This is a genomic window from Rhodococcus sp. UFZ-B548, assembly GCF_903819475.1.
Taxonomy (GTDB): Bacteria; Actinomycetota; Actinomycetes; order Mycobacteriales; family Mycobacteriaceae; genus Rhodococcus_F; species Rhodococcus_F erythropolis.
In genome coordinates, this window is record NZ_CAIJDS010000048.1 from 40,357 (window position 1) to 61,214 (window position 20,858).

Genomic DNA, 20,858 nt, shown 5'->3' on the forward strand with positions numbered 1-20,858 from the left:
CTCAGTCGGTGCCGAGCGGATCGATGGTCAGGGCGAGCGTCGCGATCAACACACCCATCACACCCATCGCCGCAGTGTCGAAGACCCTTCCGCGCACCGCGAGCAACCCCACACGATTCTCGGGAACGAACCACCGAGCGGCAGCTCCGATGATGACGGCAACACCGAAGACGAGGGCGCCGCGACGCCACCGGTCGGCCAGCACGAGAACCACGGCCGCCGCGATCACGGCGAGGACCGCGAGCATGGGCAGATTCTTCTTCGCGAGGCCGACCAGTGAGGACATCGGACTCAGACTCCGGCCAGAACCCGCTCGGCGCGCTCGACCACGTTGGTGATCAGGAACGCGCGGGTCAGCGGTCCGACACCACCGGGATTGGGTGAGACGAAGCCGGCGACCTCGTTCACGTCGGCTGCGACGTCGCCGCGCAGGCCGTCGTCGGTGCGACTGACGCCGACGTCGAGGACCGCTGCTCCGGGCTTGACCATGTCTGCGGTGATGAGGCCGGGAACGCCGGCGGCAGCGACGATGATGTCGGCGCGGCGAACCTCGGCCGCGAGATCGCGGGTACCGGTGTGGCAGAGCGTGACCGTCGCGTTCTCGCTACGACGCGTCAGCAGCAATCCGATCGGACGACCGACCGTGACGCCGCGTCCGACAACCACCACGTGTGCACCGGCAATCGGGACCTCGTAGCGACGCAGAAGGTGGAGGATTCCACGTGGGGTGCACGGCAGCGGGGCTTCCTTGCCCAACACCAGTCGACCGAGGTTGACCGGATGCAAGCCGTCGGCATCCTTGTCGGGGTCGATACGCTCGAGGGCCGCGTTCTCGTCGAGGTGCTTGGGGAGCGGCAACTGCACGATGTAGCCGGTGCACTCGGGATTGGCATTGAGCTCGTCGATCGTCGCGTTGAGCTGTTCCTGCGTGATGTCGGCAGGCAGGTCGCGTCGCAAAGAATTGATACCGACCTTGGCGCAGTCGTTGTGCTTGCCGCGCACGTAAGCCGCGGATCCCGGGTCGTCGCCCACCAGGATGGTGCCCAAGCCGGGTGTGATGCCCTCTGCCTTCAGAGCGCTCACCCGCACCTTCAGGTCTTCGAAGATTTCGTCGCGGGTAGCTTTGCCGTCGAGGATCGTTGCAGTCACGGCGACCATTGTTCCAGGTTAGGGTCGATGAGTGACAACGGCTCCGGAACTACGCGGCCCGAGGGTGCTCCTCTCCCCCGTCGCGCCCGATCATCACGCCCGTCTGCGGGCAATTCACCTGCACCCGGACGTCGTGCAGTGGTGGCAAAATCCCGACGACGACTGGCCTGCAGCGCCGGAGGCCGGCACCACGCGCTACAGCATCTTCTACGGCGACCACCTGATCGGCTTCATCCAGTGGTATGAGGCGGAGGACAATCCCGACTTCCGCCACGCCGGGCTCGACTTGTTCCTCGATCCCGACTTTCACAGCCAAGGGTTCGGTCGCGAATCGATTCGGGTGCTGTGTGCCCACCTGATCGACGACCTCGCATTCCACCGTCTGGTCATCGACCCGGAAGTCGACAACTCCGTCGCCATCGCTTGCTACCGATCGGTGGGGTTCAAAGACGTCGGGGTGATGCGCGAGTACTCGCGAGATCGCCATGGTGTGTGGAAGGACGGACTGCTGATGGATCTGCTCGCACGGGAATTCATCCGCTGATCACAAGGTACGACCCGAAGGGACAGTCATCATGTTGCTGGACAAGGAATTCACGGCCACCTTGCAGAAGAGTGACGCCAAGGGTGGGTGGACCTACGTGATCTGGCCGGAGTCCGCCGAGTTCTTCGGCACCCGCGGCCTGGTCAAGGTACGCGGGACGATCGACGGACATCCGTTCCAGAGTTCGTTCATGGCGCTGGGAGACGGCAACCACAAGCTGCCGGTCAAAGCCGATCTTCGCAAAGCCATCGGCAAGGAGACCGGCGAGATGGTGACAGTGCGCCTCGAGGAGCGCGTGGAGAGCTAGGCGCCTCTACTTCATGTCTACGACAAGACCGTGCGCCGACGCATAAGCCACCGCCTGCATCAACTCGATCTGCGCGTTTCCGACGGATGCGGACGTCCACAGGCTCGGATCGATCCGCGCGCCGCGCAGATCTGCACCTTCGAGTTTGAGTCCACCCGTACGAGCACCGGACAGATCCGCCGACGCCAGCACCGCGCCCCGCATGTCGGCCCGAACCAGGTTCGCTTCACGGAATCGGCATGAGGTGAAGTCGATCTTCCTCAGGTCCGCCCCACCGAGTGAGGTCAACGAGAAGTCGACTTCGTCGAGCGTCAACGGCCGGATACGGCAACCGTCGAACGTCGACCCGAGCAGACTGCAGTTTCGGAACGTACTGTGCCACAGGCTGGTCCGAGCAAAATTGCAGGAGCGAAACGCCGTTCCCGTGTGCACGGACTCCCCCAGATCGGTGCCGGTGAAATCACAATCCGTGAACACCACCGACTCCGTCGTGAGTCCGGTGAGGTCGGCATCTCGGAAATTGCAATTGGTGAAAGTGCGCTGACGCCACTTCTGCCCGGCCAGCCGCGCGTCTGAATAGTCTTCGCCGACGACGTCGTCGGATTCTTCGGGGAGCATGCCGTCCATACTGCCCCGCCGCACCGACACCGCTTCGATCGCCTAGGTCTCGCAGGCCACGCCGTCACCGTCACGATCAAGCTTGGACGAATAGCCGGGATCGCCGCGGTAGATCGGGGCAGCACCAGCCGCTCGCACCGCTGAGCAGTTGGCGTAATACACCCCTGCATCAGGCACCTTTGCCGGCGGCGGAACGTACGCGGGTTCCGTTGTCTTCGGCGGGGTGTACGCCGGGGCGGGCGGAACGTACGGCGTAGTCGTCGTTACCGGAACCTGCGGAACCAGCGGCACGATTGCCACGGTTGTCGTCGTTGGTGGCGGCACGATCGTTGTCGTCGTCGGCAAGAGGGACGACGTCGTGGTCTTCGTCGTCGACGGGACCGTGCTTTTGGTTGTCGTCGCCGCCGCTGTCGTAGAAGAGGTCACAGCAGGCGTCGTTGATTCTTCCGACTTGCCCGCGCCCGTCGCCGCGGCGATGGCAACCAGCCCCACGACTGCTGCGCCGGCGATCCACGGCCACTTACGCCGCGTCTTGCCTTCCTCGGCGTTTGCGTCCGGCACCGGCGAACCGGGAGCACCGAAGACCTGGGTGGGAGTGCCGAAGGCTTGAGTGGGTGCGTCGACGCCCTTGGGCCGGGTCTGTGCAGTCCACTGCTGACCGTCCCAGTAACGGTCGATCGTGGGGTCGAAGGGGTCGGGGTTCCAACCGGCGGGAGGGTTCATCTAAATGTCCGTTCTGCGAAGAGTGCCGGAAATAGATTCGCACGGACTGGCCGGTTTGTTACCAATTCGCCCACACTTCCCGACCGGTCTTCTCACGGACGCGGGCACCGATACGACGCCCGGTACAGTTCCTCGAGTGTTCCGAGTGATGTTCCACGAGCCCCGCATCCCACCCAACACCGGAAACGCGATCCGCATGGTCGCGGGCACCGGTTGCGAACTCCACCTGGTCGGCCCTCTCGGCTTCGACTTGTCGGAGCCGAAACTCAAGCGCGCAGGCTTGGATTACCACGATCTGGCGACTGTCACGGTCCACGAGAACCTTGCTGCGGCGTGGGAAGCCGTCACCCCCGCTCGCGTGTTCGCCTTCACCGCGCACGCGACCACGTCCTATGCCGATATCGCCTACCAACCCGGCGACGTCCTGCTGTTCGGGCCCGAGCCCACCGGACTGTCCGAAGAGGTATTGGCGGACGAACACATCACCGAGCGCCTGCGTATCCCGATGCTTCCCGGACGCCGGTCCCTCAACCTGTCCAACGCTGCCGCCCTCGTGACGTACGAGGCGTGGCGTCAGCTCGGGTTCAAGGGCGCCGTCTGATCGACGTCAGTAGACGTCTCGGACGTACCGCTTCTCGGCCGAGAGAGCCTTCACGTACGCCTCCGCACTACGAGGTGCCAGTTTTCCGTGTTGAGCGACCACCCCGTTGAGGGCACTGTCGACGTCCTTGGCCATCCGGTTGGCGTCGCCGCAGACGTAGAAGTGGGCGCCCTTCTGCAACCACTCCCACAGCAGCGCACCGCGCTCACGCATCCGGTCCTGCACGTAGACCTTGTCGGCTTGATCCCGGGAAAATGCGAGGTCGAGTTCGGTGAGGAATCCGTCTTTCCGCAATTCTTCGATTTCTTCGCGGTAGTAGAAGTCGGTCGCGGCGTGCTGTTCCCCGAAGAACAGCCAGTTCGGGCCCGTGTGCCCCAATGCCCGACGCTCATGCAGGAAAGCACGGAACGGCGCGATGCCGGTTCCCGGACCGACCATGATCATCGGGGTTTCGGGATCGGACGGTGGCCGGAAATGGGTCGACTTCTGCACGAAGATGCCGATGTCATCATCGTGGGCGTGGTCTGCGAGGTAGGTCGAGCACACCCCACGCCGTGGGACACCCGCGACGTTGTAGCGCACCGCGGACACCGTCAGCTGCACTTCGCGTGGGTTCTCCTTCGGACTGGAAGATATCGAATACAGCCGCGGCTGAAGCGGTTTGAGGAGGGAGAGCCATTCGTCCGTCGAGGCACGAACGGGTGACTGCGCAAGTACGTCGACGGACTGTCGTCCCCACGACCAGTCTTTGAGCGTGGAGATGTTCTCCGGCTTCATCAACTCGGCGAGGTCCGCGTCGCGAGTTCGTTGATGCACGAACCGAATCATCTCGCTCGAGATTCGAGTGATCTCCAGGCGTTCGGTGAGCGCGGCACGCAGGGTCATATCGCCGTACTGCCCCAGTTCGACGACCTCCTCACCGTCGAGGCCGGTGAGGGTGAGCCACTCGTCGACAAACGGAGAGCTGTTTCGGGGCCAGACTCCGAGAGCGTCGCCAGCTTCGTAACTGACCGTGTCGTCCGGAAGGTGAAAGCCCAACTGCCGCACGTCTTTGGAAGAGCCTGGCCGGTTGAGCACGACATTGCGCGTCAAGGCTGTGGTCAGCGGCGCCTTCTTGTTGTACTGCAGCGGCGCCGACATCGCCGGTGAAATCGGCGTGGCCGCAACGGTTGTCCCAGAATTCTTCTTTGCAACGACGACGTCGGCCGTCTCACCAGCCGCCGAGCGCTGAAGTTCAGCCGTGACAGAGTCCAGCCAACCAGCAGCGGTGTCCTCGAAATCGGGCTCGCAGTCGGCGCGATCGACGATACGACTGGCCCCCAGTTCAGCAAGGCGGGCGTCAAGCTTTCGTCCATGCCCACAGAAGTCGTCATAGTTCGAGTCACCGAAAGCGATGACTGCATACCGTGTCTCGGCCATGCGGGGCGCCGTGTCAGCAGCCAACGCATCCCAGAAACCGCTGCCGTTGTCCGGGGATTCGCCGTCACCGGAGGTACTGGTGATCAACAGGACCTCTCGGGTGGCCGCCAGGTCGGCGGCCGGGAACTCGTCCATTGCATGCATCACCACGGGCAAGCCAACTTCTCCAAGGCGAGCAGCGCAGGCGGCGGCAAATTCTTCCGCGTTTCCGGTCTGCGATGCCCAGAGCACCACGATCGGCGCGCGTTCTGTCGCAATGCTCGGAGCCGAGGACAACGCGGGCCCGTCGGTGTCGGGGAGCGAGGTTCGCGAGTACAGGCCGGCCAATACCCCGTCGACCCACATCCGCTTTTCGGCATCGAACGGCGCCGTCGACGGCAACGTCGGGACCCCGGCAGTGCGATCAGCGTCCGCACGCAACGCGGCGAGAAGACCGGCCAGGTAGCTCTGCTGGAGCGCATCGAATACCACTGCAGGTGTTCCTGTTTGACCGATGACATCCGCGAGGACATCGGTTCGCGACAAAGCCCGATCAGCTGGCGCGGAAGCCACCAGCGGCGCCTCGGCGAGCACTGTTTCAGGTGTGTTCACGGCGACCTTCGTCATAGTGACAGCACAGGCTTTGAACTCCGGTTGCTGCGAGGCTGGATCGATGGCGTCGTTGGTGACAGCGTTGATGGACAGATATTCGCCGAAGGCGTCGTTCCAGTGAAATGGGGCAAAGCAGTTCCCCGGACGCACTCGGTCGGTGATGACGGCGGGAAGCACAGCGCGACCGCGGCGTGAGGCAACCTCGATCGCATCCTGGTCGACGACGCCGAGCCTGGCGGCGTCGTCGGGATGGATCTCGACGAAGGGACCTGGGTTGAGTTTGTTCAGCTTGGCGACCTTGCCGGTCTTGGTCATGGTGTGCCACTGGTGCGCGAGACGACCGGTGTTGAGCAGGAATGGATAGTCGTCGTCGGGCATTTCGGCGGGAAGCATGTGCGGCCGTGCGAAGAACATCGCACGGCCAGTGGCGGTGGGAAATGCGAGCCGCGGAGTGCTGCCGTCCTCGCGGATCAGGAGCCTTTGACTGACACCGTTATTGACGTATCGGATGGGATGACGGTCCTGATCACTGTCTGGCGGGCACGGCCACTGGATTGATGTCTTGCGGAGGCGCTCGTAGGTGACGCCGCGTAAGTCGTAGCCGGTCTTCGGATTCCAGAACTGCTTGATCTCTTCGAACACCTCTTCGGCACAGGTGTAGGTGAACGCCTCGACATACCCCATCTCGCAGGCGATCCGGGCGATGATCTGCCAATCAGGCAGCGCCTGCCCGACCGGATCCAGTGCCTGCTGAAAGAGCGTCAGGTTGCGTTCGGAATTGATCATCACTCCGTCGGACTCTGTCCACAGTGAGGCGGGCAGCAGAACATCGGCGTATTCGTTGGTCTCGGTGCCCAGGAACGCATCCTGGGTGATGACGAGGTCAGCCTTCTCCAAGCCGTCGATAACGGTCTTTCGGTTGGCTACCGTTGCAACGGGATTGGTGCAGATGATCCAGCATGCCTTGATGTCACCCGCCGCCATGCGGGAGAACATGTCGATGGTGCCACCGCCGATGTCGGTGCGCAGCGAGCCTTGCGGGATCCCCCACCTCTCCTCTACGAATTCGCGATCGGCGTCGACCATCACTGCACGCTGGCCGGGCAAACCTGGACCCATGTAGCCCATTTCACGCCCACCCATGGCGTTCGGCTGCCCGGTCAGCGAGAACGGACCGCTGCCGGGCTTGCAGATCGCACCGGTCGCAAGGTGAAGGTTGCAGATGGCGTTGGTGTTCCACGTGCCGTGGGTGCTCTGGTTCAAACCCATTGTCCAACAGCTCATCCAGTTTGCAGCCTCACCGATCCACTGCGCTGCAGTGCGGATGTCGGCTCCGGGGATACCGGTGATCTCACTGACCTTCTCCGGGGTGTACTCCGCGAGGAAACTGGGCATCACCTCCCAGCCTTCGGTGAAGTCGGCGATGAAGTCAGGGTCGGTGTGGCCGTTCACGACGAGCAGGTGGAGTAGTCCGTTGAGTAGCGCGAGATCGGTGCCGGGAGCGATCTGCAGGAACAAGTTCGCCTTGTCGGCGGTGGCACTGCGTCGAGGGTCGACGACGATCAACTTCGCGCCTGCCTTGATCCGCTCCTGCATCCGCAGAAAGAGGATCGGATGGCAGTCCGCCATGTTCGCGCCGGTCACGAAGAACACGTCGGCGTGTTCGAAGTCCTGATAGGAACCGGGCGGTCCGTCGGCCCCGAGAGACTGTTTGTAGCCGGTGCCGGCACTCGCCATGCACAACCGGGAATTCGATTCGATCTGATTGGTCCCGATGAATCCCTTGGCCAGCTTGTTCGACAAGTACTGGGCTTCGAGAGACATCTGCCCGGACACGTACAACGCAAATGCGTCGGGGCCGTGCTCGTCGATGATTGCCCGTAGACGCTGGGCGGTGTCAGTGATGACGGCGTCCATGTCCGCGGCTTCGATCGCATCCCCTCGGCGCGGACGGCGATATGCAGAGTCCATTCGCCCTGGACCTGCGAGCATGTCTGCGGTCGTGGCCCCTTTGGTGCACAGACGCCCGAAGTTGGTGGGATGTGTCTTCAGACCGGAAGACTTCGCAGCCTTCCGGCGTCCCGTCTCCGGATCGGTGATGATGTCGAGGACAAGACCACAGCCGACCCCGCAGTACGCGCAGAGTGTGTCGACACTGGTGGTGGTGAGTTGAGCGCCCATCGATTCATGCATCCCTTCGACCGAGGATCAAGGTCGACTTCTATCTTCGGATGCAGTTGTTTCGGGAGTTCATGCTCGATGTTGCGTATCAATCACTCTTTCCTCACCGCGCCCTTCGGACCGATGTGCGGTCCCGGAACCGGCGGTCGTCGACGGGCAGCGATACGCGAATGCCCAGTTCTACGCCCTGCCGCCGAATCGAGCAATGTAGTGCCAGACCCTTTTGACGTCCTGCGGATCGAAGGACGCGCTCCGTGCGAGCCCCAGTACGGCAGGCGTCAGTCGCCTGCCGCGGGCAATTTCTCGGGCAAGGTCGACGACGGTCGCTCCCCGGTATTCGGGATGTTCGGCTATCGCTTCGACATCGACCGCGTAACCGTCGTGCCACAGGACCGGGCACGTGAGTGAGTGGGCGATCTCTTCGATCCGTGTGCCGCGGTAACTCGGGTCCAGGACGAGTGCCTCGACGTCCGTTCCGATGTCGACGACGCCGTGGACGTGCGCCTCGATGTAGTGGTCGAGCGGATCGTCGAACTCGGCGACTCTGGCGGCGCCGACCAAGCTCATCGCTTCGGCCGTTCCGAAGAGATCAGGCTCGAAGACGCTGTCCGGAAAGCAGAAGGTGGTGCGGTCGAGTGTGTGCTCGGCAAGCCGGAAGTAGGACGAGCCGAACCGAGGGGATGCCCCGTACGGATCGGCGGAGAAGTTCAACGATCCGTACTTCGGCCGTTCCGACGGCTCTCGCTCGTCGTAAGCCCCGCCGAATATCCGACTCTCCCAACGCCAACGGTCGCCGCCGTGATGCGCCGTCAGTCCGCCGTTGCTGGTACGAGTCTCGAACTGGGTCACGTAGGTGCCTCGACGTGCGATCGAGGCCAGTGTCAGACCACGTTCAGACGGGAGGTCCGGATGAAAGTGCAACGTCACCCGGTGATTTCGATCCACCTGGTCGCCCTTCGAGAGACCGCGCACGTGCGCAATCGCGGCAGACGAGGGAGTGGAATCAACAGGCATTCGTCCATTATCCGGATACGGAAGCAGCGCCGGTGAAGAAGTCGACCAGTGAATACGGTGCGCCTTCACCGAGGCAGAGATCAAGGATCACGTGCGAGTCAGCGGCCTCGGATGCACTGCGCACGAACATCGCTTCCTCGTAGCCGCTCAGTGCCGCTTCGATGTCGTCCGGGTGCGCGGCGATCGCCCTTCCCAGTTCGGCGCCGTCGAACATGGCCAAGTTCGCACCCTCACCGGACGGAGCCATCAGATGTGCCGCGTCACCGAGGAGCGTGACCCCAGGCACGCGATCCCATCGGTGCTCGTCGGGAAGTGCATGGATCGCGCGCGGAATCGGAGCGGTTTCGCCGTCTGTGATCAGCGCAGTGAGTTCCGTTGCCCAACCGTCGAACTCGGCCGCGACCCGCGCTGTCGCAGCAGCGCCGTCGGTGAAATCGATACCGGCAAACCACTCCGCCGTACGGTTCAACTGGACGTAGGTGTGCACGATATCTCCCGCCTCTCGATGCGCGGCGATCGCTTTTCCTGGTGCGGGCGCGTACATCGCCCCGTCACCGACTGCCTCGGCTGCAGCCGAATGCTTCTCGTCGACGTCGTACAGATACGTCTCGACGAACGTCGTGCCGACGTATTCGGGCTTCGCATCGGAGAGCAACGGGCGGATCTTCGACCAGGCACCGTCGGCGCCGACGAGGAGGTCGGTAGTCACCGTCGAACCGTCGGCAAAGGTCAGTTCGTGTCGGCCGTCAGCGCGCTCGTCGGCGGTGTTCCGTGAGCCGAGCGAGCGGACACTGTCGACCTTGCGTCCCCATTCGATCATGCCGTCCGGAAGGGATTCGAGCAGGATCCGTCGGAGGTCTCCGCGCAGCACTTCAGGACGGACTCCCGTGCCGTCATCGGGTTCGTCGAGGAGTACAGCGGCGTGTTGATCGAGTACGCGCGACGCGGCACCGCCCTCGTGGATGATCGCGCGGAACTCGTCGATGAGGCCGGCAGCATCGAGCGCCGCCTGACCGTTGTGTTCATGGATGTCGAGTTGGCCGCCCTGCGTGCGAGCTTCTGCCGACGGTTCCGCCTCGTAGATCTTCGACGGAATTCCGTGAACGTGGAGGACGCGCGCGAGGGTCAGACCGCCGAGGCCCGCCCCGATGATCGTTATCGAGTTGCTCATGTTTGTTTCCTTTCAGCCTTCTATTGGAACGTCGTTCCAGTGACCATCTTGGAACGGCGTTCCAGATATGTCAAGATGGTGCGCATGGCGACCAGGAATCAGCGGACCGAACGACGTACGGACGCGCTCTCGAAGGAGCGAATCGTCGAGGCTGCGATCGAGATCCTCGACGACGAGGGCGAAGCTGCGCTGACATTTCGCGCACTCTCCGCACGCCTGGCAACAGGTAGCGGGGCGATTTACTGGCACGTTGCCAACAAGAGCGAACTGCTCGCCGCGGCGACCGACGACGTCATCGCCCGCGTGACCACCGAAGGAACCGAAAGCGCAACCCCACGGGAGGCGATCCGGATCATCACTCTCGGTGTGTTCGACGCGATCGACGCGCACCCGTGGGTCGGCACCCAACTCTCTCGCGAGCCGTGGCAATCAGCGGTGATGCAGATCTTCGAGAGTCTGGGAGGGCAACTCCAAGCACTCGGCGTTCCCCAACCGGCACAGTTCGATTGCGCGTCCGCACTCCTGAACTACGTGCTCGGCCTCGCCGGACAGTATGCCGCGGGCGCCCGCCTCCTCCCCCGCGAGACAGATCGGTCCGCCTTCCTCGCCACCGTCGCGCAGCGGTGGGAAGAACTCGATTCCGCGAAGTACCCGTTCCTCAATCAGGTGACGGCGCAATTGCGCGACCACGACGACCGAGAACAGTTTCTGGCAGGCATCGATCTCATCCTCGCGGGGATCGACACCGTCCGATAGCAGCCGTTCCCGTCAGCCGCAGCCGTCAACGCGAGTGAACAGCGGTGTTGGAGCCGAGCGCTATGTCGAGGAAATCTCTTGCCGCACCGCGCAATCCGCGATCGGGATCCCAGACGGCTTGGAGTCGCCTCGGCATCCGCAAGCCGTCGACGTTGACCGCGACCAGTCGGCCGTCCGTCAGGTCGGCAGCAACGGCCAACGACGACAGAACGGCGGGCGCGTTGCCTGCCACCACCGCAGCCTTGACTGCGGTGCACGAGGTGAGCTCGAGCAAAGGCGGCACACAATCGGGAACAGCATTCTCGAGCGTCAGACGCGTCCCTGACCCTGACTCGCGCTGAATCAGCGGCGTGCGTGCGAGGTCCGCAACCGGAACAGGCACACCATTGGCCCAGTCGTGTCCCGGCGGCACAACCACGACGAGGTGATCACGCGCCACCTCGCACGACGCGAGCGCCGACGGCACATCCGGACCTTCGACGAATCCGATATCGGCCTGGCCTGCCTGCACTTGAGCAGAGACATCCGAGGAATTGTGCAAGCTCACCGACGCCACGACGTTGGGGAACTTGTGCCGCATCGCGACCGTCCATCCGGGAACCAGATACTCGGCGATGGTCATGCTGGCGGCAACTGTGACGGCAGCGTCGCGTTCACCGCGAAGTGCGGCAACTCCCGATGCCATTTCCTCGGCACTGACGAGGATGTGACTTGCCCACTCGAGAATCAGACCGCCCTCGGCGGTGGGACGAACACCGGTCGCCGCTCGATCGAAAACCTTGATTCCGAGCTGCCGTTCGACCGAACGCACCCGGGCGCTGACCGCTTGCTGACTGAGTCCGTGCTCCCGGCCGGCAGCGCCCATGCTGCCTAGACGCCCTACGGAAAGCAGGACGTCGAGGGCACTGAGTTCCGGCACCCGAGGAGACAACGACATAGACCAAGATTAGACCCACAAGGCGAGATTGTGGGCATTCAAGGACAACCGGCCTACCGGTACGAACCGGATGAGACGACAGTGAAATACATGACCACCACAACGAGTCCCACCTTCGCCCACATCACCCCGAACTGGTTCGCGGCAGCGATGGGAACGGGAATCGTCTCGGTGGCCGCAGCTTCGCTCGAACCGGAGATCGAAGGCTTGAAGCTGGTCTCGGAAATCTTCTGGGTTCTGGCGGTTCTCGTACTGTGCGCCTTGATCGGCGCATTTGCCACCCATTGGTCACAACATCGATGTCAGGCCCTCGCCTACCTGCACAGTCCCGCGATGTTCCCGTTCTACGGAGCCGTCGCCATGGCCCTACTGACCGTGGGATCGGCAACCGGCATCACCGGGCCGGACTTCCTCGGCCACGACGTGGCGATCACCGTCTCGCTGACTCTGTGGATACTCGGCACGGCACTCGGCCTGGTCACCTACGTCGTGATGATGATTCGTCTCGTTCGAGATGCTGGGATGGCGACGGCAATGCCGTTCTGGCTGATGCCCGTCGTACCACCGATGGTCTCGGCCACCACCGGCGCAGCGGTCAGCACCCACATGCCCGAAGGCGCTCCGCGCATCGCGGTACTGATCTTCTGCTACATCCTGTTCGCTCTGGCACTGACCGCCGCTATCGGCATTCTGATAGCCGTCGCGAGGCAGTTCGCACGCAACCGCTCGGCCGGCGTCGACGTGATCCCGTTCAATGCCATTCCCTCGCTGTGGATTCCGTTGGGCGTGATCGGACAGTCGATCGCAGCATCCAACCTGTTGGCCGCCGCCTCACGGCATGCACTCAGTACCGAGCACGCCGACACCCTGCACGAATTCGGAATCGCATACGGAACCGTCGTCGGAATCATCGGCGTCATCGCATTTGTCACCGTCACCACCGTGACCATCCACGCACTGCGCCGCGGCTTGGACTTCTCGCTCGGTTGGTGGAGCTTCACCTTCCCCATCGGAGCATGTGCAGTCGGAGCGAATGCCTTCGGAGTCGCCACCGGTTCGACACTGATTCTGGGAATCGCACTTGCCCTGCTGACCGTGCTGATCCCCATCTGGGCAACCGTCGCGGTGCGGACCGTCCGATCGATCCGCAGTGGAGCTCTTCCCGCGGCTGCATGAATTGGCACCGATGAGTTTTGCCTCGCCGTACGGTCTGTACTCACGTAGACCATTGTCGAGAGCGGGAGTACATGGTGAGTCAGTTATTACGAGTACAGAATTTCAGCGTTTCCAGTGACGGAATAGCCTGCGGTCCGGACCAAAGCTTCGAGAGCCCGTTCGGCCTGGACCACGGTGAAATGTTTGCGTGGGCGGGAGCTACAGCGAGCTGGCCCAATCGCACCGATCCCGGCGGCAGCCGAGGCATCGACGACTATTTCACGCGGGACTTCTCCAACAACATCGGTGCCGAAATCATGGGCCGCAACAAATTCGCACCATACCGCGGCCCTTGGGAGAATCTCGAGTGGCAGGGGTGGTGGGGCGACGAGCCACCGTTCCACACCCCGGTTTTTGTCTTGACCCACCACGTGCGGCCGTCGTTCACGCTATCGGACACGACATTCCACTTCGTCAACGCTGACCCGGCGACGGCCCTCGAGCAGGCACGTGAGGCAGCGCAGGGCAAGGACGTTCGACTCGGCGGCGGGGTCAGCACTATCCGTGAATTCCTCGACGCCGATCTGGTCGACACGATGCACATCGCTGTCTGCCCGATCGAATTCGGATCCGGTCTACGCCTGTGGGAGACACCTGATGAGTTGCGCGACCGCTTCAACCTCGAAATCGTGCCGAGCCCGAGCGGCGTGACGCATCACCTGTTCTGGCGAAAGTGACCGGTGGGGGGCGGCTCCCGAAACGGGAACTGCCCCCATCAGTTGTGTCTTAGGCTCCGGTCTCGACCTGGCGCCCCGACTGGTACCACGCCATTGTTCCACCGGCCACCGAAACGGCATTGATGCCACGGGCCTGCAGATACTCCGCGGCCTGCAGGCTACGGCCACCGACGGCGCAGATGATGTACACCGTTTCCGCGTCCGGAATTTCACCGACGCGAGAGACGAATTCGCTGAGCGGAATGAGCGCCGCACCGGGAACTCGGACCTGAGCGAACTCGTCGGGCTCACGGACGTCGATCAGCGGCTCACCTGCCGCCAATGCCGTGTCCAGTGCATTCAAGTCGACTTCCAACATGTCTTCTGCGTCCTGCCTTCGTGTTCGCTGCTGTCCGAATAGACGGTACCGCGTGATTTCGTGTGGTTGCCTTTACGATCTGACAATGACCAATACTGTTCCCGAAAAGTCGGGTTTTTGGAGTCGACCCACTTTGTGGAAGTTGCTCCTTCTCATCGTTGCCTATTTGGTCTTCTACCTTGCCGCCGGGCAGGTGATCTCGCGTGTTTTCGCCGACCAGATCGACACGGACAACGTGGTCTCGAGTGCCTCGAGCATCATCTTCGGCGTCATGTTGCCCATCGCGATCGGTGCAGTTGCGTTGCTGATCTTCACGGTCAAGGTCGGCTGGCTCAGCAGTATCTTCGGTCCTCAACCGGTACGCGGACGCGGCTGGATGTGGATCGGGCCGATTATCGTCGTTGCCGCCATCGCTGCCCACCTGGCCGGAACCGACTGGAGCGCGTGGTCGGCCGGCGAAATCGTCTCGTTGATCGCCCTCGGTGTATGTGTCGGTCTCGCAGAGGAATTGGTCACCCGAGGTATTGCAGTGAAGATGCTTCGTGATGCCGGCCACCGAGAACGCTTCGTCGCTGTTGTGTCGTCCCTACTGTTCGCACTCATGCACACGGTGAACTTCATCGCGGGAATGGAACTGGCAACAGTCCTTGCCACCGTCGTCTACACCTTCGGATTCGGAATGTGCATGTACTTGACCATGCGCGTGACGGGCACGATCTGGGCCGCAATCGTGTTGCACGGCCTCACCGACCCCACCACCATTCTCTCGACCGGCGGGCTCGACACCTCGGTGACGACGGGTGCCAGCGGAGCCACCACGATCGCCACACTGCTCACTGTCGTGCTGGTCGCCTTCGGCGTAGTTGCCATCTTCTTCATCCGCGGCCGGGTCGGCGAAGAGCAGCCCACGCGCGTCTCGGCCTGACTGATCGCATGGGTACAAGACATACTTGTACCCATGCCTTCTCGGACCACACATTCGATCACCGTCGTGACCGCATCTTTTGTTCTGGCACTATCGGGCGCCGTCACACACGCCAGTGCGGGGGTTCCGGCCGTTCCCGAAGCCGCGACTACCGAATCCATCGCATCGGAGTCGATCAGCGATCTGTACGCAGCCCAGGGTGCGCACGAGGTGGCGGCCGACTCGGTTCCCGGATACCAATTGTTCTACCCAGCCGACTTGTCCGCTGATGGCAAGCGGCATCCCGTCATCACGTTCGGCAACGGCAGCTACGCGACGTTCGAAGAGTACGAGGCCCTCCTCCGACACTTTGCGTCGTGGGGTTTTGTTGTTGTGGTGGCCGACAGCAGTGTGACCGGCGACGGTACTGAAATCTTGGGTGCCGCTCAGTACCTCGTCGATCAGAACACCAACGCTGAGAGCATTTTTCACCAGAGGATCGATACCGACAACATCGCCTCAGTCGGACACTCCCAGGGGGCAGGTGGCGCGATCAACGCTGCAACGCAGTCGGCGAATCTGATCACCGCCACTGCGGTGCTCGACCTGCCGGACCCGTGGTGGGCTTCGCGACCTGTCGATGTCGTCGACGTGGCGAAGTTGACCGGGCCGACGTTCTTCATGACCGGCGCCGACGATCCGGTCTCCACCGCCGATCCACAAGCTGAGTACTTCGACAAAACCGCAGCACCGGCGGTCCGGGGCAGACTACTTGGCGTCGGCCACAATTGGGCCGCCGACGGCGAAGGATTCCGGGGTTACCTGACCGCGTGGCTGAGGTTCGCCCTCAGCGGCGACCAGACTGCCGGACGTGCGTTTGTCGGCGACTCGGCGGAAATCCTCACCGATCCCCACTGGGACCGGCAAGCGATCAAGGGTTTGTGATGACGATCTTGCCGTAGGCCTGCCCGGATTTCTGCTGCTCGAACGCCTCGGCAAGATTGTCCAGACGGTACGACGAATCGATGACGGGACGAAGCGCGAGGCTCTCCAGCCCTGCAACCATCTCCTCCTGATGTGCACGACTGCCCACCAGAACACCTTCGATGGTGACCTGTTTGGTCAGTAGCGAAGTCAGGTCGATCGACGACGACGGGCCGTTCATGATGCCCAGCGCGCAGATCCGGCCGCCTGGTCGGACTGCCGCCAGAGATTGACCGAGGGTGGACGGCCCGCCCACGTCGAGCACAAGGTCGATCCCGCCGCTGAGCCGCATCGCTTCCGATCCCCAGTCCGGGCGCTCACGGTAGTTGACCACGTGATCGGCACCTAGCTCGGTCAATCGAGCCATCTTGTCGGGAGCCGACGAGGTTGCGATCACCTGAGCTCCAGCAGCTTTGGCAAGCTGGACGGCAAACAGCGCTACCGTGCTGGTCCCGGGAATCAACACCGACGAACCTGGGATGATCGGGACGCCGGCAAACAATGCACGCCACGCGGACAAGCCCGCAGTGGGCAAGGTAGCGGCTTCTTCGTACGTGTAGTTTCGCGGCATCGACGTCACTGCCGATACCGGCACGGTGACGGTGTCACGGGCGAACCCGTCGACGCCGTCACCGGGTGAATTTCCGAATCCGTCGAAATCCGGTGCACCGCTGCGCCAATGCGGCAGATAGGTGCTCATCACACGGTCCCCGACCCCGAACTGTGTGACGCCGTCGCCGACGGCAACTACCTCGCCCGCTGCGTCGGACAAGAGAATGCGAGGGCCGTCGGTCGGTATCTCGCCGGTCGCCACGAGGTAGTCGTGGTGGTTGAGCGAATTCGCGCGGATCGCGATCGTCACCTCACCCGCACCTGGCCCTGGCGTCTCGATCGTCCTCGATTCGAGGTTGTTCAACCCTCCAGGCGGAAGTACGTATACAGCGCGGTTGGTCATGGTGTGGATCCTCGCACGATTGACGATTTCGGGTGACGTTCGGAAAGGGTTCCGCTGCTCAGAGGAGAGAAGCGGTGAACCCTCCGTCGAGAACCAGGCTGCTGCCGTTGCACCACGACGACTGGTCGCTCGCAAAGAACACTGCGGCGGCGGCGACTTCCTCGGTCCGGCCGTAGCGGGTTTGCTTCGTGACCATCAGGTCGTCGAAGCCGCCGGACTCGAGGCCGAGTGCGTTCTCGAAATCCTGTTGGTGACTCTTGACCAGGTCTGTGTCGATGAATCCGGGTAGCAGGGCATTGGCTCGGATTCCGTGGAAGCGAAGTTCGGCTGACAGGGTTTCGGTGAGATTGCGAACTGCTGCTTTGGCGGCGGCATAGCTACCGATCAAGGGCGAGCCGGTGGTCGACGAGATCGACGAGATGTTCACGATCGAACCGCCTCCGGATGCGACGAGCGCGGGTAGCGAATGACGGACGGTCAAGAACACTCCATCGAGGTTGACCGACATGACTTTCCGCCAGTCCTCGAACGAGGTCTCGATCAGCGGAGTCGTGGTGGCGATGCCGGCGTTGGGTACTACGACGTTCAGTCCGCCGAACTCGTCGACCGCCCTGGCGACGAGATCCTTGACCTGCTGTTCGTCGGTGACATCAGTGGTGACAGCGATAGCTCCGTCGATCGAGTCCGCCACTGCCTGTGCTGCGTCACCGTTGATGTCGGAGACTACGACGCTCGCGCCCTCCGCCCCGAATGCCCGGGCAATGGCGGCGCCGATTCCGGCACCTGCGCCGGTGACAATTGCAACTTTGTTCGCGAGAAGATCGGACATGTCAGCGTTCCCCTTCAGTTCTCGGTCGGGACGTAGAAAAGCAATTCGGGTCCGGTGTCGCCGGTAGTCGCGATGGCCTCGGACATGTCGAGAGTTCCGTCGCCCAAAGCACTTCCCAACGCCTGCGCCGTGCCCGCGAGATCTTCCGTGTCGAGTTGATAGATGCTCAGGTAGCGGCGTGCGGGCAATGCATCCTCGGGCAGCAACTGCACATCCGCCAGGAAGAATCGGGAGGCGGAGACAACTCCAGGCACTCGTTCGACCACCTGCGGAATATGCACGTCGTCGTACCAGCGGTTGAACGCGTCCTCCGAAGACGGATCGGCAGGGTGTACGTGTGCGACGAGAATCGCTGTGCTCATGGAGTTCCTCTTCAACTCGAAGTGCTTTGGATTCAGCATGTTTGGAAGGCGACAATATTCACCAGCGAGGCCACTGGTCGTGGCCGTGCCAGGTGATTCGATGGCCGCTCAAGCGACAACCCTAGGCAGGGATTGTGACCCGCGCCATATGCTCGGAGGTCAGAGTTGAGCTCCACATTTGTCCCCTCGGCACAAAACTCCGAGCAGAATCGGGCATTAGCGAAAGTCTCGCGACTTGGCCGTGACTCGCAAATCCATCAGCTGCATCCTGTCTGCGACGACGGTGACAGCACCTTCCGCATTTTGCACCTTTCCTCGAATAAGCAACGCCGGCGCCGTATTTGCCAGTTTTCGGTACTTTGCCCACAACCCCACCGAACACACGACATTGACCATGCCGGTTTCGTCTTCGAGGTTGATGAACGTGACGCCCGCAGCTGTGGCCGGACGCTGCCGGTGTGTGACCGCTCCCCCTACCAGCACACGGTCACCGTCCGGGATGTCGAGCAGCCTCGAAGCGGGCACCACGCCGAGCGCGTCGAGCTGTGGGCGAAGAAACTGTGTCGGATACGTGTCGGGAGATACTCCTGTCGCCCAGACATCCGCTGCCGCCAATTCGACGTCGCTCATGCCGGGAAGGGTGGGAGCTGTGACCGACGCACCGATACCGGGCAAGCGGTCCGGACGCTCCCCTGCCGCAGCGCCCGCGGCCCACAGCGCTTCTCTACGCGAGATGCCGAAGCTGGCAAGCGCGCCGGCAGTCGCCAACGATTCAGCTTGCGCGGTAGTCAGTTCCACCCGACCGGTCAGATCGAGAAACGACGTGAACGGTCCACCGAGGTCCCGCTGTTCGACAATTTTCTCGGCGAGCGCATCGCCGATGTTGCGCACTTCCCCCAGTCCCAGCCGAACCTCGAATCCACCTGCCTCGACGGTGGCATGCGCGAGGCTGACATTGATGTCTGCACCGTGTACCTGCACTCCGTGCCGGCGCGCATCGGCAACCAGGGACTGTGGTGAGTAGAAACCCATCGGCTGCGCTCGCAGAAGCCCGGCACAGAACGCAGCGGGGTGATGAAGCTTGAACCACGAGGAGTAGAAGACCAGTGCGGCAAAACTCTGTGAATGACTTTCCGGAAAACCGAAATTAGCGAATGCGTACAGCTTTTCGTAGATTCGGTCGGCAACCTCGTCGCCGATGCCGTGTAGGTCTCGCATGCCCTGGTACAGCCTCGCTCGCAGTTGCTCCATCTTCTCGGTGGAGCGTTTCGATCCCATTGCCCGACGCAATTGATCGGCCTCGGACGGCGTGAAACCCGCAACGTCGACGGCCATCTGCATCAACTGTTCCTGGAACAGCGGAACCCCCAACGTGCGTTCGAGTGCCTTCTCGAGCGACGGATGGTCGTAGGACACAGGTTCGAGTTTGTTGCGCCGACGAATGTACGGATGCACTGATCCGCCTTGAATCGGCCCCGGACGGATGAGCGCGACCTCGACTACCAGGTCGTAGAAGTTTCGAGGCTTCAGGCGCGGCAGTGTCGCCATCTGCGCACGTGATTCCACTTGGAACACACCCACCGAATCTGCCCGCTGCAACATCTCGTACACCGCTGTTTCCGACAGATCGAGTTGCGCCAAATCGACTGTGATGCCTTTGTGTTCGGCCACCAGATCCATCATGTAGTGCAAAGCTGAGAGCATGCCGAGGCCGAGCAGATCGAACTTGACCAGCCCAGCGGCAGCGCAATCGTCCTTGTCCCATTGCAGGACACTGCGATTGGCCATCCGCGCCCACTCCACCGGGCAGACGTCGGCGATGGGACGATCGCAGATGACCATGCCGCCCGAGTGGATACCGAGGTGCCGCGGATAGCCTTCGATCTGCGCCGCCAGTTCGAGTACCGGACGCGGAATATCGGTATCCGCATTCTTGTCGATACCGCCCCACCGGCCGACCTGCTTACTCCACGCATCTTGCTGGCCCTGCGAAAAGCCCAGCGCCCGAGCCATGTCCCGCACCGACGACTTTCCTCGATAGGTGATGACATTGGCTACCTGCGCGGCATACGTACGCCCGTACTTCGCGTACACGTGCTGGATCGCCTCTTCCCGGCGGTCGGACTCGATGTCCACGTCGATGTCCGGCGGGCCGTCACGTTCAGGCGCAAGAAACCTCTCGAACAGCAGTTTGTTGCGAACCGGATCGACATTGGTGATGCCGATCGCGTAACACACCGCCGAGTTCGCAGCGGAACCTCTTCCCTGACAGAGGATGTCGTTGTTCTTGCAGAACGACACGATGTCATGCACCACCAGGAAATATCCGGGAAAGTTCAATCCCTCGATGATGGCAAGTTCATGTTCGAGCTGTTTGTATGCCTTCGGTGCACCTTCCGGCGGTCCGTAGCGTTCCAGCGCCCCCACCATGGTGAGCTCACGCAACCACGACGCCTCGGTATGCCCGGCTGGCACGTCGAACGGTGGCAATTTGGGCGCGATGAGCTTGAGTGAACCATCCCGGGTCTCATGCACACACTGTCATTTGTGTGCGACCGGTTGA

The 20,858-nt window shown here is 62.5% G+C and carries 20 protein-coding genes and 1 pseudogene; 8 read left to right on the forward strand and 13 right to left on the reverse strand.

Features of this window, described 5'->3' with window-relative positions; genetic code table 11:
* Position 1 precedes the first annotated feature (1 nt).
* Entirely contained in the window at positions 2-286 is a 285-nt protein-coding gene (locus tag H7C86_RS29100; protein ID WP_003940740.1) for a DUF3017 domain-containing protein, read from the reverse strand.
* Between the two features lie 5 nt (positions 287-291).
* Positions 292-1,149, reverse strand: coding sequence for a bifunctional methylenetetrahydrofolate dehydrogenase/methenyltetrahydrofolate cyclohydrolase (locus tag H7C86_RS29105; RefSeq protein WP_007727401.1), 858 nt, complete (start codon positions 1,147-1,149; stop codon positions 292-294).
* Between the two features lie 31 nt (positions 1,150-1,180).
* Here H7C86_RS29105 and H7C86_RS29110 point away from each other — a divergent pair, with 31 nt between their 5' ends.
* Together H7C86_RS29110 and H7C86_RS29115 are read left to right on the forward strand one after the other, a co-directional pair.
* Positions 1,181-1,693: a GNAT family N-acetyltransferase gene (locus H7C86_RS29110; protein ID WP_020969122.1), complete on the forward strand. Its 513-nt coding sequence runs from the start codon at positions 1,181-1,183 to the stop codon at positions 1,691-1,693.
* 31 nt (positions 1,694-1,724) lie between these two features.
* Positions 1,725-2,000 (forward strand): DUF1905 domain-containing protein, encoded by a 276-nt coding sequence (locus H7C86_RS29115; RefSeq protein WP_020969121.1) that lies wholly within the window; start codon positions 1,725-1,727, stop codon positions 1,998-2,000.
* A gap of 6 nt (positions 2,001-2,006) precedes the next feature.
* Here the strand turns inward: H7C86_RS29115 and H7C86_RS29120 are convergent, their stop codons facing one another.
* Positions 2,007-2,627, reverse strand: a complete 621-nt coding sequence (locus H7C86_RS29120; RefSeq protein WP_003940770.1) for a pentapeptide repeat-containing protein — start codon at positions 2,625-2,627, stop codon at positions 2,007-2,009.
* A gap of 33 nt (positions 2,628-2,660) precedes the next feature.
* On the reverse strand, positions 2,661-3,341 hold the full coding sequence (locus H7C86_RS29125) for an excalibur calcium-binding domain-containing protein (protein ID WP_020969120.1): 681 nt from the start codon (positions 3,339-3,341) through the stop codon (positions 2,661-2,663).
* A gap of 136 nt (positions 3,342-3,477) precedes the next feature.
* On the opposite strand from H7C86_RS29125, the gene H7C86_RS29130 reads away from it, so the two are divergent.
* Positions 3,478-3,942 carry a tRNA (cytidine(34)-2'-O)-methyltransferase gene (locus H7C86_RS29130; protein ID WP_042951342.1) on the forward strand — a complete coding sequence of 155 codons (465 nt, stop codon included), beginning with the start codon at positions 3,478-3,480 and terminating at the stop codon, positions 3,940-3,942.
* Positions 3,943-3,948: 6 nt separating this feature from the next.
* Here H7C86_RS29130 and H7C86_RS29135 read toward each other — a convergent pair whose 3' ends face one another.
* The 3 genes from H7C86_RS29135 to H7C86_RS29145 form a co-directional block, all read right to left on the reverse strand.
* Positions 3,949-8,133, reverse strand: a complete 4,185-nt coding sequence (locus H7C86_RS29135; protein ID WP_182262726.1) for a bifunctional nitrate reductase/sulfite reductase flavoprotein subunit alpha — start codon at positions 8,131-8,133, stop codon at positions 3,949-3,951.
* Between the two features lie 180 nt (positions 8,134-8,313).
* On the reverse strand, positions 8,314-9,147 hold the full coding sequence (locus H7C86_RS29140; RefSeq protein ID WP_069145849.1) for a DUF3626 domain-containing protein: 834 nt from the start codon (positions 9,145-9,147) through the stop codon (positions 8,314-8,316).
* Positions 9,148-9,154: 7 nt separating this feature from the next.
* Positions 9,155-10,318, reverse strand: a complete 1,164-nt coding sequence (locus tag H7C86_RS29145; RefSeq protein WP_069145848.1) for an NAD(P)/FAD-dependent oxidoreductase — start codon at positions 10,316-10,318, stop codon at positions 9,155-9,157.
* Between the two features lie 75 nt (positions 10,319-10,393).
* On the opposite strand from H7C86_RS29145, the gene H7C86_RS29150 reads away from it, so the two are divergent.
* Positions 10,394-11,074 (forward strand): TetR/AcrR family transcriptional regulator, encoded by a 681-nt coding sequence (locus H7C86_RS29150; protein WP_020906975.1) that lies wholly within the window; start codon positions 10,394-10,396, stop codon positions 11,072-11,074.
* A gap of 25 nt (positions 11,075-11,099) precedes the next feature.
* Here the strand turns inward: H7C86_RS29150 and H7C86_RS29155 are convergent, their stop codons facing one another.
* Positions 11,100-12,011, reverse strand: a complete 912-nt coding sequence (locus tag H7C86_RS29155; protein WP_019747644.1) for a LysR family transcriptional regulator — start codon at positions 12,009-12,011, stop codon at positions 11,100-11,102.
* Positions 12,012-12,101: 90 nt separating this feature from the next.
* On the opposite strand from H7C86_RS29155, the gene H7C86_RS29160 reads away from it, so the two are divergent.
* The gene (locus tag H7C86_RS29160) at positions 12,102-13,187 is read left to right on the forward strand and encodes a TDT family transporter (protein WP_044480105.1); all 1,086 of its coding nucleotides are present in this window, start codon (positions 12,102-12,104) and stop codon (positions 13,185-13,187) included.
* Between the two features lie 74 nt (positions 13,188-13,261).
* Positions 13,262-13,903 (forward strand): dihydrofolate reductase family protein, encoded by a 642-nt coding sequence (locus H7C86_RS29165; RefSeq protein ID WP_029254966.1) that lies wholly within the window; start codon positions 13,262-13,264, stop codon positions 13,901-13,903.
* 49 nt (positions 13,904-13,952) lie between these two features.
* On the opposite strand, the gene H7C86_RS29170 is transcribed toward H7C86_RS29165, so the two are convergent.
* Entirely contained in the window at positions 13,953-14,261 is a 309-nt protein-coding gene (locus H7C86_RS29170) for a rhodanese-like domain-containing protein (protein ID WP_019747641.1), read from the reverse strand.
* An 85-nt stretch (positions 14,262-14,346) separates the two neighbouring features.
* On the opposite strand from H7C86_RS29170, the gene H7C86_RS29175 reads away from it, so the two are divergent.
* Both H7C86_RS29175 and H7C86_RS29180 read left to right on the forward strand, forming a co-directional pair.
* Complete coding sequence (locus H7C86_RS29175; RefSeq protein ID WP_031330946.1) at positions 14,347-15,186, forward strand: CPBP family intramembrane glutamic endopeptidase; 840 nt, start codon at positions 14,347-14,349, stop codon at positions 15,184-15,186.
* Between the two features lie 33 nt (positions 15,187-15,219).
* Positions 15,220-16,110 (forward strand): alpha/beta hydrolase, encoded by an 891-nt coding sequence (locus H7C86_RS29180; RefSeq protein WP_182262727.1) that lies wholly within the window; start codon positions 15,220-15,222, stop codon positions 16,108-16,110.
* Here H7C86_RS29180 and H7C86_RS29185 read toward each other — a convergent pair.
* From H7C86_RS29185 to H7C86_RS29200, 4 genes and pseudogenes are all read right to left on the reverse strand, one after another.
* Positions 16,097-17,104, reverse strand: a complete 1,008-nt coding sequence (locus H7C86_RS29185) for an NAD(P)-dependent alcohol dehydrogenase (protein WP_029254964.1) — start codon at positions 17,102-17,104, stop codon at positions 16,097-16,099. The genes H7C86_RS29180 and H7C86_RS29185 overlap by 14 nt on opposite strands.
* 58 nt (positions 17,105-17,162) lie before the next feature.
* Positions 17,163-17,933, reverse strand: a complete 771-nt coding sequence (locus H7C86_RS29190) for a glucose 1-dehydrogenase (protein WP_019747637.1) — start codon at positions 17,931-17,933, stop codon at positions 17,163-17,165.
* A gap of 14 nt (positions 17,934-17,947) precedes the next feature.
* Positions 17,948-18,295, reverse strand: a complete 348-nt coding sequence (locus H7C86_RS29195; RefSeq protein ID WP_007727425.1) for a hypothetical protein — start codon at positions 18,293-18,295, stop codon at positions 17,948-17,950.
* 216 nt (positions 18,296-18,511) lie between these two features.
* Positions 18,512-20,806: pseudogene (locus tag H7C86_RS29200) on the reverse strand (error-prone DNA polymerase); the annotation flags it as partial.
* Between the last annotated feature and the right edge of the window lie 52 nt (positions 20,807-20,858).

Coding starts and splice junctions, on each gene's coding strand:
- H7C86_RS29150 (WP_020906975.1), top strand. CDS start 10,394: ATGGTGCGCATGGCGACCAGGAATCAGCGGACCGAACGACGTACGGAC.
- H7C86_RS29180 (WP_182262727.1), top strand. CDS start 15,220: ATGCCTTCTCGGACCACACATTCGATCACCGTCGTGACCGCATCTTTT.
- H7C86_RS29195 (WP_007727425.1), bottom strand. CDS start 18,295: ATGAGCACAGCGATTCTCGTCGCACACGTACACCCTGCCGATCCGTCT.
- H7C86_RS29115 (WP_020969121.1), top strand. CDS start 1,725: ATGTTGCTGGACAAGGAATTCACGGCCACCTTGCAGAAGAGTGACGCC.
- H7C86_RS29145 (WP_069145848.1), bottom strand. CDS start 10,318: ATGAGCAACTCGATAACGATCATCGGGGCGGGCCTCGGCGGTCTGACC.
- H7C86_RS29170 (WP_019747641.1), bottom strand. CDS start 14,261: ATGTTGGAAGTCGACTTGAATGCACTGGACACGGCATTGGCGGCAGGT.
- H7C86_RS29120 (WP_003940770.1), bottom strand. CDS start 2,627: ATGGACGGCATGCTCCCCGAAGAATCCGACGACGTCGTCGGCGAAGAC.
- H7C86_RS29190 (WP_019747637.1), bottom strand. CDS start 17,933: ATGTCCGATCTTCTCGCGAACAAAGTTGCAATTGTCACCGGCGCAGGT.
- H7C86_RS29140 (WP_069145849.1), bottom strand. CDS start 9,147: ATGCCTGTTGATTCCACTCCCTCGTCTGCCGCGATTGCGCACGTGCGC.
- H7C86_RS29100 (WP_003940740.1), bottom strand. CDS start 286: ATGTCCTCACTGGTCGGCCTCGCGAAGAAGAATCTGCCCATGCTCGCG.
- H7C86_RS29160 (WP_044480105.1), top strand. CDS start 12,102: ATGACCACCACAACGAGTCCCACCTTCGCCCACATCACCCCGAACTGG.
- H7C86_RS29125 (WP_020969120.1), bottom strand. CDS start 3,341: ATGAACCCTCCCGCCGGTTGGAACCCCGACCCCTTCGACCCCACGATC.
- H7C86_RS29185 (WP_029254964.1), bottom strand. CDS start 17,104: ATGACCAACCGCGCTGTATACGTACTTCCGCCTGGAGGGTTGAACAAC.
- H7C86_RS29175 (WP_031330946.1), top strand. CDS start 14,347: ATGACCAATACTGTTCCCGAAAAGTCGGGTTTTTGGAGTCGACCCACT.
- H7C86_RS29135 (WP_182262726.1), bottom strand. CDS start 8,133: ATGGGCGCTCAACTCACCACCACCAGTGTCGACACACTCTGCGCGTAC.
- H7C86_RS29155 (WP_019747644.1), bottom strand. CDS start 12,011: ATGTCGTTGTCTCCTCGGGTGCCGGAACTCAGTGCCCTCGACGTCCTG.